At 29.1% G+C, this 15,874-nt stretch carries 19 protein-coding genes; 12 read left to right on the forward strand and 7 right to left on the reverse strand.

Annotation, left to right across the window (positions count from 1 at the left end; genetic code table 11):
* Positions 1 to 6 precede the first annotated feature (6 nt).
* The 9 genes from N4A55_RS06975 to def all read left to right on the forward strand — a co-directional run bounded on the left by N4A55_RS06975 (position 7) and on the right by def (position 7,036).
* Positions 7 to 261 carry a TM1266 family iron-only hydrogenase system putative regulator gene (locus tag N4A55_RS06975; protein ID WP_293754855.1) on the forward strand — a complete coding sequence of 85 codons (255 nt, stop codon included), beginning with the start codon at positions 7 to 9 and terminating at the stop codon, positions 259 to 261.
* 421 nt (positions 262 to 682) lie between these two features.
* Positions 683 to 1,261 carry a glycerol-3-phosphate responsive antiterminator gene (locus N4A55_RS06980; RefSeq protein WP_293754857.1) on the forward strand — a complete coding sequence of 193 codons (579 nt, stop codon included), beginning with the start codon at positions 683 to 685 and terminating at the stop codon, positions 1,259 to 1,261.
* A gap of 120 nt (positions 1,262 to 1,381) precedes the next feature.
* Positions 1,382 to 2,242, forward strand: coding sequence for a hypothetical protein (locus N4A55_RS06985; protein WP_293754859.1), 861 nt, complete (start codon positions 1,382 to 1,384; stop codon positions 2,240 to 2,242).
* 36 nt (positions 2,243 to 2,278) lie between these two features.
* Positions 2,279 to 3,799: a glycerol kinase GlpK gene (glpK, locus tag N4A55_RS06990; RefSeq protein ID WP_293754860.1), complete on the forward strand. Its 1,521-nt coding sequence runs from the start codon at positions 2,279 to 2,281 to the stop codon at positions 3,797 to 3,799.
* Positions 3,800 to 4,067: 268 nt separating this feature from the next.
* Positions 4,068 to 4,610, forward strand: a complete 543-nt coding sequence (locus N4A55_RS06995; RefSeq protein WP_293754862.1) for an MBL fold metallo-hydrolase — start codon at positions 4,068 to 4,070, stop codon at positions 4,608 to 4,610.
* Between the two features lie 13 nt (positions 4,611 to 4,623).
* Positions 4,624 to 4,887 carry an acyltransferase domain-containing protein gene (locus N4A55_RS07000; protein WP_293754863.1) on the forward strand — a complete coding sequence of 88 codons (264 nt, stop codon included), beginning with the start codon at positions 4,624 to 4,626 and terminating at the stop codon, positions 4,885 to 4,887.
* Entirely contained in the window at positions 4,869 to 5,306 is a 438-nt protein-coding gene (locus N4A55_RS07005; protein ID WP_330666344.1) for an acyltransferase domain-containing protein, read from the forward strand. Before N4A55_RS07000 ends, N4A55_RS07005 begins: the two co-directional genes overlap by 19 nt.
* Before the next feature lie 137 nt (positions 5,307 to 5,443).
* Entirely contained in the window at positions 5,444 to 6,190 is a 747-nt protein-coding gene (locus N4A55_RS07010; protein WP_293754865.1) for a 4'-phosphopantetheinyl transferase family protein, read from the forward strand.
* 390 nt (positions 6,191 to 6,580) lie between these two features.
* Positions 6,581 to 7,036, forward strand: coding sequence for a peptide deformylase (gene def / locus N4A55_RS07015; protein ID WP_293754866.1), 456 nt, complete (start codon positions 6,581 to 6,583; stop codon positions 7,034 to 7,036).
* A gap of 150 nt (positions 7,037 to 7,186) precedes the next feature.
* Here def and N4A55_RS07020 read toward each other — a convergent pair whose 3' ends face one another.
* Complete coding sequence (locus N4A55_RS07020; RefSeq protein ID WP_293754868.1) at positions 7,187 to 8,227, reverse strand: hypothetical protein; 1,041 nt, start codon at positions 8,225 to 8,227, stop codon at positions 7,187 to 7,189.
* A gap of 315 nt (positions 8,228 to 8,542) precedes the next feature.
* Between N4A55_RS07020 and N4A55_RS07025 the strand changes: the two genes are divergently transcribed.
* Positions 8,543 to 9,655, forward strand: coding sequence for an ATPase (locus N4A55_RS07025; RefSeq protein ID WP_293754870.1), 1,113 nt, complete (start codon positions 8,543 to 8,545; stop codon positions 9,653 to 9,655).
* Positions 9,656 to 9,800: 145 nt separating this feature from the next.
* Here the strand turns inward: N4A55_RS07025 and N4A55_RS07030 are convergent, their stop codons facing one another.
* The gene (locus N4A55_RS07030; protein ID WP_293754872.1) at positions 9,801 to 10,337 is read right to left on the reverse strand and encodes a hypothetical protein; all 537 of its coding nucleotides are present in this window, start codon (positions 10,335 to 10,337) and stop codon (positions 9,801 to 9,803) included.
* 172 nt (positions 10,338 to 10,509) lie between these two features.
* Here N4A55_RS07030 and N4A55_RS07035 point away from each other — a divergent pair, with 172 nt between their 5' ends.
* Positions 10,510 to 10,671, forward strand: a complete 162-nt coding sequence (locus tag N4A55_RS07035) for a hypothetical protein (RefSeq protein WP_293754873.1) — start codon at positions 10,510 to 10,512, stop codon at positions 10,669 to 10,671.
* A 97-nt stretch (positions 10,672 to 10,768) separates the two neighbouring features.
* Here N4A55_RS07035 and N4A55_RS07040 read toward each other — a convergent pair whose 3' ends face one another.
* The 5 genes from N4A55_RS07040 to N4A55_RS07060 all read right to left on the reverse strand — a co-directional run bounded on the left by N4A55_RS07040 (position 10,769) and on the right by N4A55_RS07060 (position 14,040).
* Positions 10,769 to 10,957 carry a DUF1540 domain-containing protein gene (locus N4A55_RS07040; RefSeq protein ID WP_293754875.1) on the reverse strand — a complete coding sequence of 63 codons (189 nt, stop codon included), beginning with the start codon at positions 10,955 to 10,957 and terminating at the stop codon, positions 10,769 to 10,771.
* Between the two features lie 254 nt (positions 10,958 to 11,211).
* Entirely contained in the window at positions 11,212 to 12,069 is an 858-nt protein-coding gene (locus N4A55_RS07045; RefSeq protein WP_293754876.1) for a DegV family protein, read from the reverse strand.
* A 288-nt stretch (positions 12,070 to 12,357) separates the two neighbouring features.
* The gene (locus tag N4A55_RS07050) at positions 12,358 to 12,759 is read right to left on the reverse strand and encodes a hypothetical protein (protein ID WP_293754877.1); all 402 of its coding nucleotides are present in this window, start codon (positions 12,757 to 12,759) and stop codon (positions 12,358 to 12,360) included.
* 14 nt (positions 12,760 to 12,773) lie between these two features.
* Positions 12,774 to 13,526, reverse strand: coding sequence for a hypothetical protein (locus tag N4A55_RS07055; protein WP_293754878.1), 753 nt, complete (start codon positions 13,524 to 13,526; stop codon positions 12,774 to 12,776).
* A complete protein-coding gene (locus N4A55_RS07060; RefSeq protein ID WP_293754879.1) occupies positions 13,504 to 14,040 on the reverse strand; it encodes a MotA/TolQ/ExbB proton channel family protein in 537 nt (178 codons plus the stop codon). The genes N4A55_RS07055 and N4A55_RS07060 overlap by 23 nt, the downstream gene beginning before the upstream one ends.
* A 379-nt stretch (positions 14,041 to 14,419) precedes the next feature.
* Here N4A55_RS07060 and mgtE point away from each other — a divergent pair, with 379 nt between their 5' ends.
* Entirely contained in the window at positions 14,420 to 15,748 is a 1,329-nt protein-coding gene (gene mgtE / locus N4A55_RS07065; protein ID WP_293754881.1) for a magnesium transporter, read from the forward strand.
* The last annotated feature ends 126 nt before the right edge of the window (positions 15,749 to 15,874 follow it).

A 15,874-nucleotide genomic window follows, 5' to 3' on the forward strand; every position in this document is an offset into this window, starting at 1 on the left:
ATTTCATTGAAAAGAGTTGCTGTAATAAGTGCTATATTAGAACGACCAGAAGATACACAAAATACCTTTAATGCTATAGTCTCTTCTTACAAAGATATGGTAAAAGGAAGAATGGGATTACCTCTTATTGAAGAAGGAATTTCAGTAATAAGTATTACAGTAGTTGGAGAAATTAATGATATTAATAGTTTAAATGGTAAATTAGGCAAATTACCAAATACACAAGTCAAAACTTCAATATCTAAAAAAGAGATTGAGTAAGTTTATTAGTAATCTAATTATTTATTAGACCTTTCATTATAAAAAAGAAGTTATTTTTTAATAACTTCTTGTTTATAATGAAAGTAAAAATATGTAAATATATTTAATTAAAAATAATATTTTTTAAGTGTATATATTTTTATTAATAGAATATAAAATAATAAAAAAAAATATAAAATATTTGTGGATAAATACAATGGTTAACTACATATAATTATTGTTTGTTTATAAAAATAATATAATAGTCAGCAAAAACATTGACATATAGCATATACTGATGTAAAATAAACATAGAAAACATAATACTCGGTTGGAGATAATGGAGAACCACACAAGTAAACCTATTTATAGGTTAGCTTAGTGTAGTTTTTTTATGCCCAAAATATTATGATTAGTACTTTTAAGTATAGGAGATGTTGTAATGAATAATAAACAAGTTAAGAGTTTCCATAATCAAACAGAAATGAACCCTATTATTGCAGCCGTTAATCAGTTGGATAAACTCGATTTGGCTATTAAGTCACCTTGCAAAGTTATTTTTTTACTTACGGGAAGTATCTTTAACTTGAAAGAAATAGTACAAAAAATAAAGGACAATGATATGGATATATATATTCATTTTGACTTATTGCAAGGGTTTGCTAAGGATTCAACAGCACTTGAATATATTAGCAAGCAGATTAAGCCTGATGGAATTATTACAACAAAAAGTAATCTAATTAAAAAAGCTAAAAATTTGAATTTGTGGGCAATTCAAAGACTTTTTATTTTTGATTCCAAATCATTAGAAACAGGAATTAACTCTGTAAATTTAACTAAGCCAGATACCATAGAAATATTACCTGGAGCCATACCTAAGATAATTAACGAAATATACGACCGAACTAAGATACCATTGATAGCTGGAGGTCTAATAAGAAATAAAGAAGATGTAATTGAATGTCTTAAGGCTGGTGCTGAGGGGATTTCTGCTAGTACAGAAGAGATTTGGTATATGTAAGTTTTGAGGCGGACATTTACATAGAAAAACAAAACTAGGTAGGAGGGCAGATGATGGGTTGAGTTTTAAGGTAACATTGGAAAGGTAATTAAAAACATTTATTGAAAGGAGAGAGTTTTTTTGAGTCTAGAGTTAATTTTAATTGCGTTTGGTGGAGGAGTTTTAGGTGCATTGATTGGAGCAACACCAGCATTTATTTTTACAGGTTTTGTAGGGCTTATTGGAATTGGGGTAGTATGTGCTGGAGGTCCTCCAACAATTTTGAATGATATTACTTTTGGGGCTTTCTTGGGACCACATATTGCTTTTGCTGGTGGTGTAGCAGCAGCAGCTTTTGCAGCCAATAAAAAGAAATTATTGGACAATGGAATGAATACCTTAGTTCCATTAAATAAATTTCAAGATATAAGTGTATTGATTGTTGGAGGTTTGTTTGGGATATTAGGACAGTTAGTAAATTATCTTTACTCTACAGTATGGGCTCTTCAAACTGATACTGTTGCAATGACTGTAGTCACATCGGGAATAATTGCTAGATTAGTTTTTGGTAAAACAGGATTGTTAGGTGTTAGAAATCCAGTAACAGCAGAAGTGGCAGCAACTTCAGAGACTAAGAGAAGTATATTGCCAACATCAAAAACAATAACATATGATATAGTCATGGCATTAGGATTGGGTATAGTAGTCTCTTATATTGCTATTATTACTAAAATAGCACCAATAGGTTTCTGTATAAGTGCAGCTTCTTTAATATTTGTACAAATGGGATTTTCTGTTCCAACAACACATCATGTTACTTGTATTGCTGGATTGGCAGGCTTTATGTCAGGTAGTATTTATATAGGAGCACTTTTTGCAGTGTTGGCGGCAATAATTTTTGAAATTGTAGCATTGAACTTTAATACCAATGCTGACTCACACATTGATCCTCCAGCTGCTTCAATATTCATTTGTGCTTTTATCATTATGGGGATATTCTAACTAAATAACTTTATTAAGAAAATGGAGGTAAGAATTATGGATAAAAAATATATCATGGCATTAGATCAAGGAACAACTAGCTCTAGAGCAATAATATTCAATCATGAAGGTAAGATAGTAAATACAAGTCAAAAAGAATTCACTCAGATATATCCAAAACCAGGTTGGGTTGAGCATGATGCTATGGAAATTTGGGGAACTCAAAGTGGAGTAGCAAGAGAAGTACTAGAGTTATCGGGAATAAGACCAGATGAAGTAGCTGCAATAGGTATAACTAATCAAAGAGAAACAACTGTTGTATGGGATAAAAATACTGGGAAACCAATATACAATGCTATAGTATGGCAATGTAGAAGAACTGCTGATATATGTGATGGATTGAAGGCAAAAGGATTAGAGGACTACATAAAAGAAAGTACTGGTCTAATATTAGATGCTTATTTCTCAGGAACAAAAGTTAAGTGGATTCTTGATAATGTTGAAGGTGCTAGAGAAAAAGCGGAAAATGGAGATCTGTTATTCGGTAATATTGATACATGGTTAATATGGAATCTTACTAGAGGTAAAGTACATGTAACAGATTATTCTAATGCATCAAGGACAATGCTATATAACATTAAGGAATTAAGATGGGATGAAACAATACTTGAAGAGTTAGGTATACCAGCTTCTATGTTACCAGAAGTAAAGCAGTCTAGTGAGATTTATGGACACACTGATCCTAAGACTTTTGGTGGAGCGGAGATACCTATAGCTGGTATTGCAGGAGATCAACAGGCAGCATTATTCGGTCAAGCTTGTTTTCTACCAGGTATGGCGAAAAATACATATGGTACAGGTTGCTTCATGTTAATGAATACAGGACAGGAGTTGATTAATTCTGATAGTGGTTTATTAACAACCATTGCATGGGGAGTAGATGGAAAAGTAGAATATGCTCTTGAAGGAAGTATTTTTGTAGCTGGAGCTTCTGTACAATGGCTTAGAGATGAATTGAAATTAGTTGAGAATGCTAAGGATACTGAGTATTTTGCTACTCAAGTAGAAGATACTAATGGAGTGTATGTAGTTCCTGCATTTGTTGGACTTGGTGCTCCATATTGGGATATGTATGCTAGAGGAACTATAGTAGGTCTTACACGTGGAGCCAATAAGAATCATATAATAAGAGCTACATTAGAATCAATCGCTTATCAATCAAGAGATGTACTTGAAGTAATGCAAGAGGATTCAGGTATAGAACTTCAAGCTCTAAAAGTTGATGGTGGAGCAGTAGCCAATAATTTCTTGATGCAGTTTCAATCAGATGTATTAGGAGTTGCAGTAGATAGACCTGTAGTTACTGAAACTACAGCTCTTGGTGCAGCATTCTTAGCTGGTTTAGCAGTTGGATTCTGGAATAGTAAAGAAGAGATTGCTGATATGTGGGCAATAGATAAGCATTTTGAACCTGTAATGGAAAATGATTATAAAGAAAAGAAATATGCAGGATGGAAAAAAGCAGTTAAAAGATCATACCTATGGGAAGACCCAGAAGGAGAAAAATTAGGAAGCTGATTTATAATTAATTTGTAGTAAAGTATTGTTGGCAAAATATAGTTTTAATGCAAAAATAAGCTAATATACAATGATTAGCTTATTTTTGTGCGTAAGATTTTATGTTCATAGTAATGGTGGTTGTAAATTATCATATACAATATAAGGCAGTACATAATAACCTCATTATAATTTGAAGGAGGAATTAAGTATGAACAAAGTAAAACACAATTTGAAGTTAAGCCAGATGAATTAGTTGAGTATGGTAAGGAGTTGTTTGTGATACAAGTTGGCAATCACTAAGTATCAAATAGAACTCAAAAGTATTTTAATAACTCATGCTCATTATGACCATATAAATTTAGTAAATCCTTTAGTTGATAAGTATGATGTAGATGTATATATATCAGCAGATGAATCAGAATGCTTTGGTTTCACTTGCAGGAATCAGATTAAAATAAGTGATAATCAAATATTGAAATTAGGCAATACATCAATTAAGTGTATGCTTACACCTGGGCATACTATAGGAAGTACCTGTTTCCTATGTGAGGAACATATGTTTACTGGGGATACACTATTTAGTGAGGGATGTGGTTTATGTACATTCTATAGTGGTTCTGCTGAAAAGATGTATCATAGTATTCAGAAAATAAAAAAAGAAATACCCGGTAATATAAGAGTATACCCTGCTCATTCCTATGGATTAAAGCCAGGACATAAGTTAGATTATCTCAAGTACAATAACGTATATCTTATGATAGATGATAAAAAAATATTTATAGACTATAGAATGAGAAAAAATCAGAAAAATATATTGGATTTTTATTAAGGTGGAGATAAGATTGAAGAATAACCAAAAAAAGATTTTCCTATTTTCAGGTCAAGGAGGGCAGTATTTTGAGATGGGAAAAGCATTATATAATGAAAATAAAATATTTAAAAGGTATATGGATAATCTAGATGAAATGATAGGAGAAGAAATAAACGAATCCATTATAGAAAAATTATATTACTCAGGCAATACAATAAGTAATATATTCAATAGAACATTATATACATATCCTGCAATATTTATGATTCAATACGCATTAGCAAAGACTCCTTAGGTGCTAGTTTAGGAGAATATGTAAGTTTAACATTAAGTGGGGTTTTAACATTAAGGGATGCGTTAAAACTTATAATATGTCAAGCAATCTTATTAGAGAAATATTGTGATGAAGGAAGAATGTTAACTATTCTTGATAACCCTGATATATGGGATAATATATTGGCAAAACATACAAGATGTGAACTTGCTGCTCATAACTATGATAATTGCTTTGTAGTAGCTGGTTATAAAGATGAAACTGACATAGCTAAGAATCTATTAAAAGAAGAAAAGATTATATATAATGAATTACCAGTTGAATTTGGTTTTCATTCTTATGCAGTAGATGAAAGAAGAGAAGCATATATGGAAGTAGTGGATACTATTACAATTAATGATCCCCAAATACCAATATTATCATCTGTACATGGAGAATAAATCCAATATGTACACTATACTAGATATTTTTGGAGATGATTCAAAAAGATACGAAAAATTGATGGAACAATATAAATAATATCAATGAAGTAAATGAAAAGTAGATTGAGCCATCAAAATCTGATATGGAGGAAATTATGAAGTATATAGACATTGAAACAGAATTAGTTGATAATAATGAAACAGTACCAGTAATGATTAGTTTATGTTCATTGAGAGAGTCACAAATGATAACAAAAGAGTTCATGGATAACTATTTATCGTTACAAGAAAAAAAGTATTATGATGAATTAAAATACGAAGCTAGAAAAGTTTCATATTTATTAGGTAGAATTTCTTCCAAAAGAGCTTTGGCTTCTTTTTTGGATAATGATAAGCAGGAAATATCTATTGATAAAGGTATATTCTATTATCCAATTATTAAAAACAATAATAAAAACTTGACAGTAACTATAACACATACTAAATATATAGGAGCTGCAGCAGCAGTAAAAGAACATTATCCAATAGGTATAGATATTGAAGCTATAGACATTAATCATGTAAAATCTATCAAATCACAGATGACAGAACAAGAAATAAATTTAGTTAAAAACTGTCAATGGGAAGAACATGAAGGAGTTATAGCTATATGGACCATAAAGGAAGCTTTATCCAAATCTCTAAAAATTGGTTTTTTAACACCTTTAAAAATATATGAAGTAAATAGTTTAGATTGTGACAATAATTGTATCATTAGTAGATATAAAAACTTTCCCATGTTTAAAGCAAAAACCTTTAAACTAAATGGAAGTATATTTACTATATGTTATCCCAATAAATGCGATTTAATGCTTGAGTATTCTACTATGGAAAATACATTTAATAAAATTAATATATTATAAGTATTTGATAGTATTAATTAAAGATGAATAAAAGATTTAAATAGTAAATTAATACGATAATAATATAAATAATACCAATTATTGGAAAGAATGGAAGAAACAGATACTAGATATTCGAATGATAGATGTTAATTCTTCTAATCATATGTCTATTTTTTCGGAGGATAAATCATATGAGAAGATTATAGAATACTGAAGGAATTATATGAACAATAAATAAAAAAAAATAATATGTTCACTTATGAATTAATTCAATATAATATTTCAATTTTTGCATTAATTAACACTTGACTAAAAATATCATACATATATAATAGTTATAGATATAAAACTAATTAGCTGTTATAGCATGTTTTAATAAATTAAATAATCTAGAAAAGAGGTTTTACAATGGCAATAAGAAATATTAGAATAGTTGGTGACGAAACATTAAGGAAGAAAAGTAAAGAAGTTAAGTGTGTCGATGAAAAAATATTAATGCTATTGGATGATATGGCTGATACAATGTATAATACAGGTAATGGGGCAGGTTTAGCTGCACCCCAAGTAGGAATATTGAAAAGATTAGTTGTAATAGATATGGGAGAGGGGCTTATTAAATTAATAAATCCTCGTATAGTAGAAAGTAGTGGAAGACAGGAAGTGACAGAAGGGTGTCTGAGTGTCCCAGGAAAATGGGGTAGATTAAAAAGGCCAGCGAAAGTCAAAGTAGAAGCTCTTAATGAAAAAAATGAGAAATTTACTATAGTTGGAACAGGGGATTTAGCAAAATGTCTGTGTCATGAAATAGATCATCTAGAAGGAATTTTATTTATTGATAAGGCTATAGAAGTGGTAAGTGAATAAAGAGTAATAGTTAAGCATTATTAAGTAATGCTATGGATACTATGGAGGTTTGTTTTAAAAATAAATGACGGTTAATCTAGTATGTGATATTAGATTAACCGTCTTATTAGTAAAATTAATATAATAATTAGATGATGAAAATTTAGTTAACTAGACGTTTAAATAACGTTCTATTTCTGTAATAAGTCTAGGTATGATTTTTTGTTCTCTATCACAAACATCTTCTAATAAAGGTATGATTTTTTCTATAATGTCAACACAGCTTGTAATATTGTATTTCAAGGTTAAGTTGCGTATTGATAAGCAAATCTGCTGAATAGTAAGATATTCGTTATTAATTGTTTCTAAATCATATACAGATTCTTTGTATTTACTCATGATATATTCTATTCTTAGTACCATACATTTTTTATGCTCCCATAATAAATGGAAAGGTCTAATATCACTCACTCCCATATTATTGTGTAATAATTTGAGATATTTTATTAATTGTTCATATATATTAATTCCATATACAAAGTCTGTAGTAGGGTTTCTTAGTATAGTATACCTACTGCTAGAGTTTTCCCCATTAAGGTAATCAAGTAATGAATTTCTTATACAATTCAAATCTAGATTATATGTAAAATCATCTTTTATATGTAAAAGTTTTATGTCATGATTTTTTGAAACTAGGTCACTTGAAGCTTGTTCAAATTCATTATAACTTATTTTGGTACTGTTAAAAACACCCTTATTATCAAAACCTAATATATCATATTCTTTTTTTGTATTATCAAAACCATAAATCATATTCTCATGGAAATAGTGTTTTTTTTGGTATGTAGGTCTGTTAGGAACATAGAATTCATCAAGATGACAAACTATATAGTTATCTCGTATTAATGAATTAATTATCGATCGGTTTATATTGATATTGCAATCGATTAATGTGTAATTATCTATTGAATGACTATTAAGCCAGGGTATACCAGGATATATAGAACCAATCCAAGGGATTTCTGTTGCAGTACATAATGTGAAAAAGTCAAAGAAATTATTTTTTAACTTAGTATTACATATTAATTGAATATAGTTGCAAGAAAACCAAGGCATACACTTATCATAATTAAAAATTATTGATAATGGAAATGCATGAACTACATAGCCAATAATTGGAGTACTACTAATCGATAGTTTTTTACTATTCATATTTATTTTAATCCTCCTTGATTAAACTATTTTAGAAAAAGCTTGTATTAATATATGAGTGTTTATATTTTGATTAGTAAAATTAACTTAGAATATTGATAATATTTATAATATTATTTTATTGTATCAGCAACATGTGATTGTGTCAATAATTTATAACTGTTATAAACATATATAACAATGAGCTTATTAAAATATGTGTATAAAATTAATAATTATATTGCAGATGATATTCGGAATTTTTATCACATATTTCTAACCACTCTAATAATATTATTAATATATAAATAATTATTTAGAGAGGTTATTTGTTTTATGGAGAAAACAAGTAAAATCAGACATTTGTTTCCTGGGGGGAATACCACACAAGGATTTTTTTCATACTATGACAATATTCTAAGACAAGATGAAGCAACTAGAATTATCTGTCTAAAAGGAGGACCAGGAGTAGGTAAATCCACCTATATGAAGAGAATAGGCAAAGTCATGGAAGAAAAAAACTATGATATTGAATATCTGCACTGTTCATCAGATCCCGACTCACTAGACGGAGTTTTTATACCAGCAATAAAATTTGCAATAATTGATGGAACATCACCACATGTAGTTGACCCTAAAAATCCTGGAGCAGTAGATGAGATTATTCATCTAGGTGATTTCTGGAATGAAGATGGCATAGTAAAAAATAAAAAACAAATTCTAGATGTCAATGCTGCTGTAGGTAAATTATTCAAACGTACCTATAGATATTTAGCAGCTGCAAAGAATCTATATACTGACATTGAGCTAATACACCAAGATGCAGTTAACGAAGCAGGAGTTTATATTGAAGCGCAAAAAATTATCTCCAAGATATTAGGGAATATGAATGTATCAAAAAAAATTGGCAAAGTAAGAAAACTATTTGCCAGTGCCATAACACCAAAAGGATTTGTTCATCATCTGGATTCAGTTGTTGGTTGTAATGACAAAGTATATAGAATAATCGGGGAACCAGGTACTAATACATCAAAACTACTTGAACTTATTATAGAAGATGCTATAAAAAAAGGGCTAGATGTTGAAGCTTTTTATTGCCCTATAAATCCTGAAAACAAAATTGAGCATTTAGTAATTAAAAAACTTGGTGTGGCATTTATAACAACTAATGATTTCCATAATTTAGAAGTTGTTAATTCTCAGATAATAGATATGAATAAATATATTGATTATACTATATTAAATCAGTATTTTGACGTATTACAATATGATTATAGAGTATTTAGAGAACTTTTGGAAACTGCAATAGCTACTATTAACGATGCAAAAAAATCTCATGATTATCTTGAAACTCTATATATTCCACATATGGATTTTGACAAAGTAAAACAAAATGAGAATAAGACGCTAGAGAGAATATTAAAATATGCTGAAGAACTTAATGTTTAACTAGCTTACCTGCATAGGATATTGAAGTGGGATAGTTGAGTAATTAATATATATGCTTAATAATAATATAACATGAGGGGCTTTGCACTAGTAGATTTCATTTGCTAGTACAACAGCCCCTTTTAACATTAATTAGATCGTTTAGTTATAATGTTGGTGGGTAAATACCTACCATATCAGAATTATGAATATAGATATAGTCATTTGGTTGTGGATCAAGAATCACTAGATGTACCATTCCATCTCGAGTAATTCCTTTAATATAGACATTAACCCTACCATAACCAGGAATATAAGTGTTGATAACCTTTCCAATATTATCTTTAATAACTGGAGCAGGAATATACTTCAATGAAGGATCTTTTTTACCGCCCTTTTTAGGTCTTTTTCGATTACGTTCCCTTTCTCTTGGTGGATAGGACTTAAATGCTGGTAATACTGACCATGGATCATATCCATAATCATCAGGCATCTGTTCATCAGGTTGATAGTTACAATTATTATAGTCAGATGGTTCTTGAGTTGGAGGAGCATTATTATAATTATTTGGTTTTTGAGGATTACTTTCGTAATAACTTTCCATGTAATTAGGGAAAACACTCCAAGGATTATATTGTTGTTGATTAGGATTTTTATCTAATTTGTAATGTTTTTTCTCTTCTGTCTTGATATAAGGACTCACATAAATCACCTCCTATATTATATTATGGAAAAGCTAATTATTTTGGGATAAGTAATTGAAATATACAAGAATAAATGAAATGATTTATGTAATAATGTAAAAATTAATGGTTAAAATACTTATGTAACTATTTAATTCAACAAAGAATAAGTTTATGGATAGGAGTAATATCATGCATAAAAATGAAGAAAACTACAAGAATAAGAACAATAATTATAATACTGATATTCCTGATTATAGTTCTAAGTTAGATAATTCCAACACCCCTTATCCAAATCCTCAAGATGATTATGATGAATTTGCAAAAGAGTTGAATCCAGATGATTTTGAATAAGTAAGAAGAAAGTGGCTGACTCATAAAATGTAAATCTTACTAGAAGATTTCATACGTGTATTATGAGAAAGCCACTTTTTTTGTTTAACTAATAAAATTATCTAGCTTCAAAACTACCACAATCTGTAATTTCTTGTGTTTTTACTGAATTAGTTAAATTATCCAAATTAGAAATACTGGAATTAACTACTTTGATGTGATCAAGTGAACAATAATCATTATCTGTATGATATTTACATTCACCTACTGTACATCCTATGCTAGCGTTATAATTACCTGATTGCATCAAAAAGACTCCTCTCATGTTACATTAATATAGAAAAAGCTAATGGTTAATACACAAATATCTATAATGACTATCATATCATTTTAACTGCTTATCATCTTATGTATTAACCATAATATTAATTTCTCCTAAAAATAATGTATTATGCATGAAGTATAGTGAAAAGATAAAGTAATATTGGGAAAAAATGGTTATAATAATTGTCATAAATTAAAAGCCTCTAGCTATTTACAGCTAAAGGCATAAAATGTATATTAATCTAATTTGTTTAGAAAGAATATTGACAAAGTACCTGGACCTGAATGAGCACCAATAGCACAACCAACATCTCTAATTACAAATTCCTTAATTCCAAACTTTTCTTCTAATTTAGCTTTCACTTTCAAAGCTGTTTCCATATCATCAGCATGATTAATAGCAACGATTTGTTCCCCTAATCTATCACCACGTTCTTCAACAATATCAATCATTCTGTTAATAGATTTTTTTCTGCCTCTAACTTTTTCAACAGGTATTAGTTTTCCATCTTCTACATCTAAAATAGGCTTGATATGAAGAACTGATCCAATTACCGCAGCAGTTTTAGAAACACGTCCACCTCTATATAGATATTCTAAATCATCAACAGTAAATATATGTTCCATATGTTTCTTGCAGTGAAGTATCCTATCTATAACTTTTTCTTTTGAAGCACCATCTTCAGCAGTTAAAGCACTCAAATAAACTATTAGACCAAAACCAAGAGAAGCAGCCTTTGAATCAATAACAGTTAAATCAAAATCCGGATATTCCTCTTTAATATCTTGTTCAACAATCTTAGCTGTTTGATATGTACCTGATAATTCGGAAGAGAAAGATATATAAATACATGGCTTGTCACAATCCACATATTTCCTAAACATTGTATCAATACTTTCATATGTTGCCTGAGCAGTTTTTGCTATACCGCCCTCACGCATATATTTAAATAGGTCTGCTGGTTTAACATCTACATTATCTTTATACTCTTTATCATTCATATAAACAATCAATGGTAAAACGTCTATATCATATTTACTAATTATATCATCAGGTAGATCACAGGCGCTGTCTGTTATTATTTTTACATTCATTTAGTATCCCTCCTTAGATAGTTATAACTATATTGTACACTAATTTCTAATTTTATACTATGTTTTTTACCGATTTTTATGGTATATACCAATAATACTTATCACATACTTAAACAAAGGTATTAACTCGCAACAGAGTCCCAATACACAAAGATACCATATAAAATGATAAGAACGACTATTACAGGTTGTTGCAACATCTTAATCAGATAAAAGCAACAAATGTAATAAGAGTGATTATCATTTTATATGGTATCAACATACTACCTTTGTCTTATTCTACACAAACTAATTATTATTAATAACACTAGAAGTAATAACCTTAAAACTTCCCTCATTCAAATAATTCTCTATTCTACTAAAAGTCTCATTATAAGCCCCATTATCCATCAAATTAATTGTACACTTATTAGAATCCAACTTTGATAACTCAGACTCTAGATCCTGCATACTCATAGACTTATCATTTAAAGTAATCTCATCATCCTTAACTACAATATTAAAATATTTACTATCCTTATCTTTACTAGCTTTATTTGATTGTGCAGAATTAGAAGATTTATTCAAATCTATTTTAAAATTAAACCAATCAAAACCAAAATTATCAGCTCCTAAAAACACAAGCAACCCAAGAACAATAATTGTTAAAAAAACTTTACCTTTTCTACTTTTTTTCCTATATCTTGACATCTTCATTTCTCCTTTTATCTACCTATCGGTAAGACATATTTTGTTTTGAAAATCTTATCTGTTCCATGTTTTTGTTGAATATCTTTTATAGCATCCCATAATAGATTAAAGGCATATCTATAAACGTGATCCTCTTCACTTAATGTAATCAATATGAAAGTATAACCACCTTCTCTATCATCAATAACTCTTTCAATAAGATCTTTTATCTGTTCTTTTTTATTATTTCTACCGTCTTTGGAATCTATTTCTTCCAACGTAATATAAGTACTCATATCTTGCTCATTGATAAACAATTTATTTTGTGTTGATTTTAATTTTATATCAATAAAAAAATACTTTTTAGATATAGTTTCATACTTGTGCAGCTGTTTTAAGATTGAATCATCATCAATTAACTTACGGGTGTCTTTGCTATCAGCAATATCTTCTAGAACTTCTTCATTATCAGAAAACCATCTAGTAAGATTCTCTGATACGTTAAGTAATGTATCTCTTTCATTAGCTATATCAAAAGACATTTCATCAATGTTATTATTAAGATTATCAACTTCTTTTTGCAAATCTAAAATAATATTTTTTAAATCTGCTATTTGTTTATTTTTTTCAGCTATTGTAGATTGTAATTCGTTGTTTAACTCTTGTTCACCATTAAGCTTGTTATCTTTTTCTGAACTAGCGGCATTTATATTTAACATAAATGCAAAAAGCAATATTAAAACAACATCAAGTAATGGTGTTAGATCAAGAAATATTTTTTGTTTCATAATTATCACCTTTACTTGTATATCTATCAATTCTACTAATCAATAGATTGAAATTATCATCATTAAAAGCTATTTTGGGTGAAACTGTTCCATCAATGGCTTTAAAAATTATAGCACATACTAGTCCCCAGAAAGTCGAAGTTAAAGCCGTAGTGAAATTTAACATAATTGTATCACTATTAAATGAAACAAGCCTAAGCAAAGAGATTATGGTTCCCAGTATACCCATAAGTGGGAAAATAGTTGTTATTGAAACAAATACGTGATAGCACTTTGTTTCTTTTTCTTTTAGTTTACGTAATAAGTGTAGATCTAATTCAGAATTATTATTCTGCCTAATTGAATTAATTATCTTTTCTATGGGAAGATAGATAGTTGGCTGCAAAGAATGTTCTAATTCAGCATTAGATTTTTTTAATCTAGGTAAAATATAAAATAGATTAACAATGGCTAAAATAATAATTAACCCATCATAGCCAAGTAAGTTTTTAAAGATTATTACAAAAAACTGCATAGGTTACCCCCTAAAATTATGTTTGCGCAATATTGTTGCTAACCAAATTATACCATAAAATGAGTTATTGCGTAAAAAAAAATAATTTGTCACCAATAGTTTATTAAATGAATATATTAAAAAAACTAGACAATATGGAAAGAGTGTAGTAAAGTACTAATGAAAAGGTAAAAATATAAATTAACTAATTAAATTAAGTGAATGATAATAAGTTAAAAATAAACTTAACTTGGAAAGGAGATGGTAGCATGGATGCAGGACCTGGGTGCAGTTATCATAATAAAACTAAATATTATCTACCATCTCAAACCTACGAGTACTAACACCATTTGGCTCTTTGTGTTTCGTTTATGGTAGAATACATAAAGGGAGGATATATATGGATTTAAAAACACTAAGAGAGCTATTAAAGGAAAAACAATTAACTAAGATTAGAAATGAGTTATCAGTCCTCCAAGAGGCTGACATAGCTGAATTGCTTGAAGATATAGAGATAAAGGAATCATTATTAATTTTTCGCTTACTCCCAAAAGAAATTGCAGCAGAAGTCTTTTCTTTTTTTGATGTTGAGAGACAATCAGAAATTTCCTCTTTAGTTAGTGATAAGGAACTTGCAGATATAATTAATGAATTGAATTTTGATGATAAGATAGATTTAATTGAAGAAGTACCTGCTAACTTAGTTAACAGGATATTACAACACTCTACAGTTGTTGAACGTAGGCTTATTAATGAATTTTTGAATTATCCAGAAGATTCAGCTGGTAGTTTGATGACTATAGAATTCGTAGGTCTGAATAAAGAAATGACAGTTAATGAGGCTATGGATAAAATTAGACGTATTGGTCTTGACAAAGAGACTATTTATACAAGTTATGTAACAGGTTCAAAAAGAACTCTTGAAGGAATAATATCTCTAAAAGACCTAGTGCTTAGTGACAAAGAAACAGTTATATCTAACATTATGGAGACAGGGTTCATATCTGTTAATACCCATGCTGATCAAGAGTACATTGCAGAAGTATTTAAAAAATACAATTTCTTATCATTACCAGTAGTTGATAATGAAAATAGATTAGTTGGTATTATCACCATTGATGATATCGTGGATGTTATTGAAGAAGAAACAACTGAGGACTTTCAACGTATGGCAGCTATTGAACCTACAGAAATAGAATATCTTGATGCATCTGTATTAGTGTTAGCGAAAAAAAGATTACCGTGGTTAATAGTACTTATGTTTTCGGCTTATTTAACTGAAATGGTAATGAATTATAATAATAGTCTGATTATACAGTTTGCATTAGCGATATATACTCCTATGCTTATGTCTACAGGAGGTAATGCAGGTGCTCAATCAGCAACTTTAGTGATACGTAGTATAACCTTGGGAGAAATAAAATTCATGGATTTCTTTCGTGTATTATGGAAAGAAATAAGAGTAGGGTTAATGGTTGGTACTACACTTGGTATAATGAATTGTATTAGAATATATCTTACTGATGGTGAAGTATCAAAAGCAATAATGGTAGGGTTAACATTAATATGTACTACTACATTTGCAGCTATCATTGGTGGAACACTTCCAATAGTAGCCAAGAAATTACGACTTGACCCAGCAATAATGGCAAGTCCAATGATTACTACTATTGTAGATGTGACAACATTACTAATATTTTTTAGAGTTGCATCACTTATTTTGTCATAGAATTATTTGCATTATTATATGTGTTTATGATAAAATAACTTGAATATCAAATATAGAATATTCCTAAGGTAGAAATAATTATTAATAATTAATAACATAAAATAAATAAGGAGGAATTAGCATCAT

The sequence above is a fragment of the Vallitalea sp. genome (assembly GCF_025211055.1).
Taxonomy (GTDB): Bacteria; Bacillota; Clostridia; order Lachnospirales; family Vallitaleaceae; genus Vallitalea.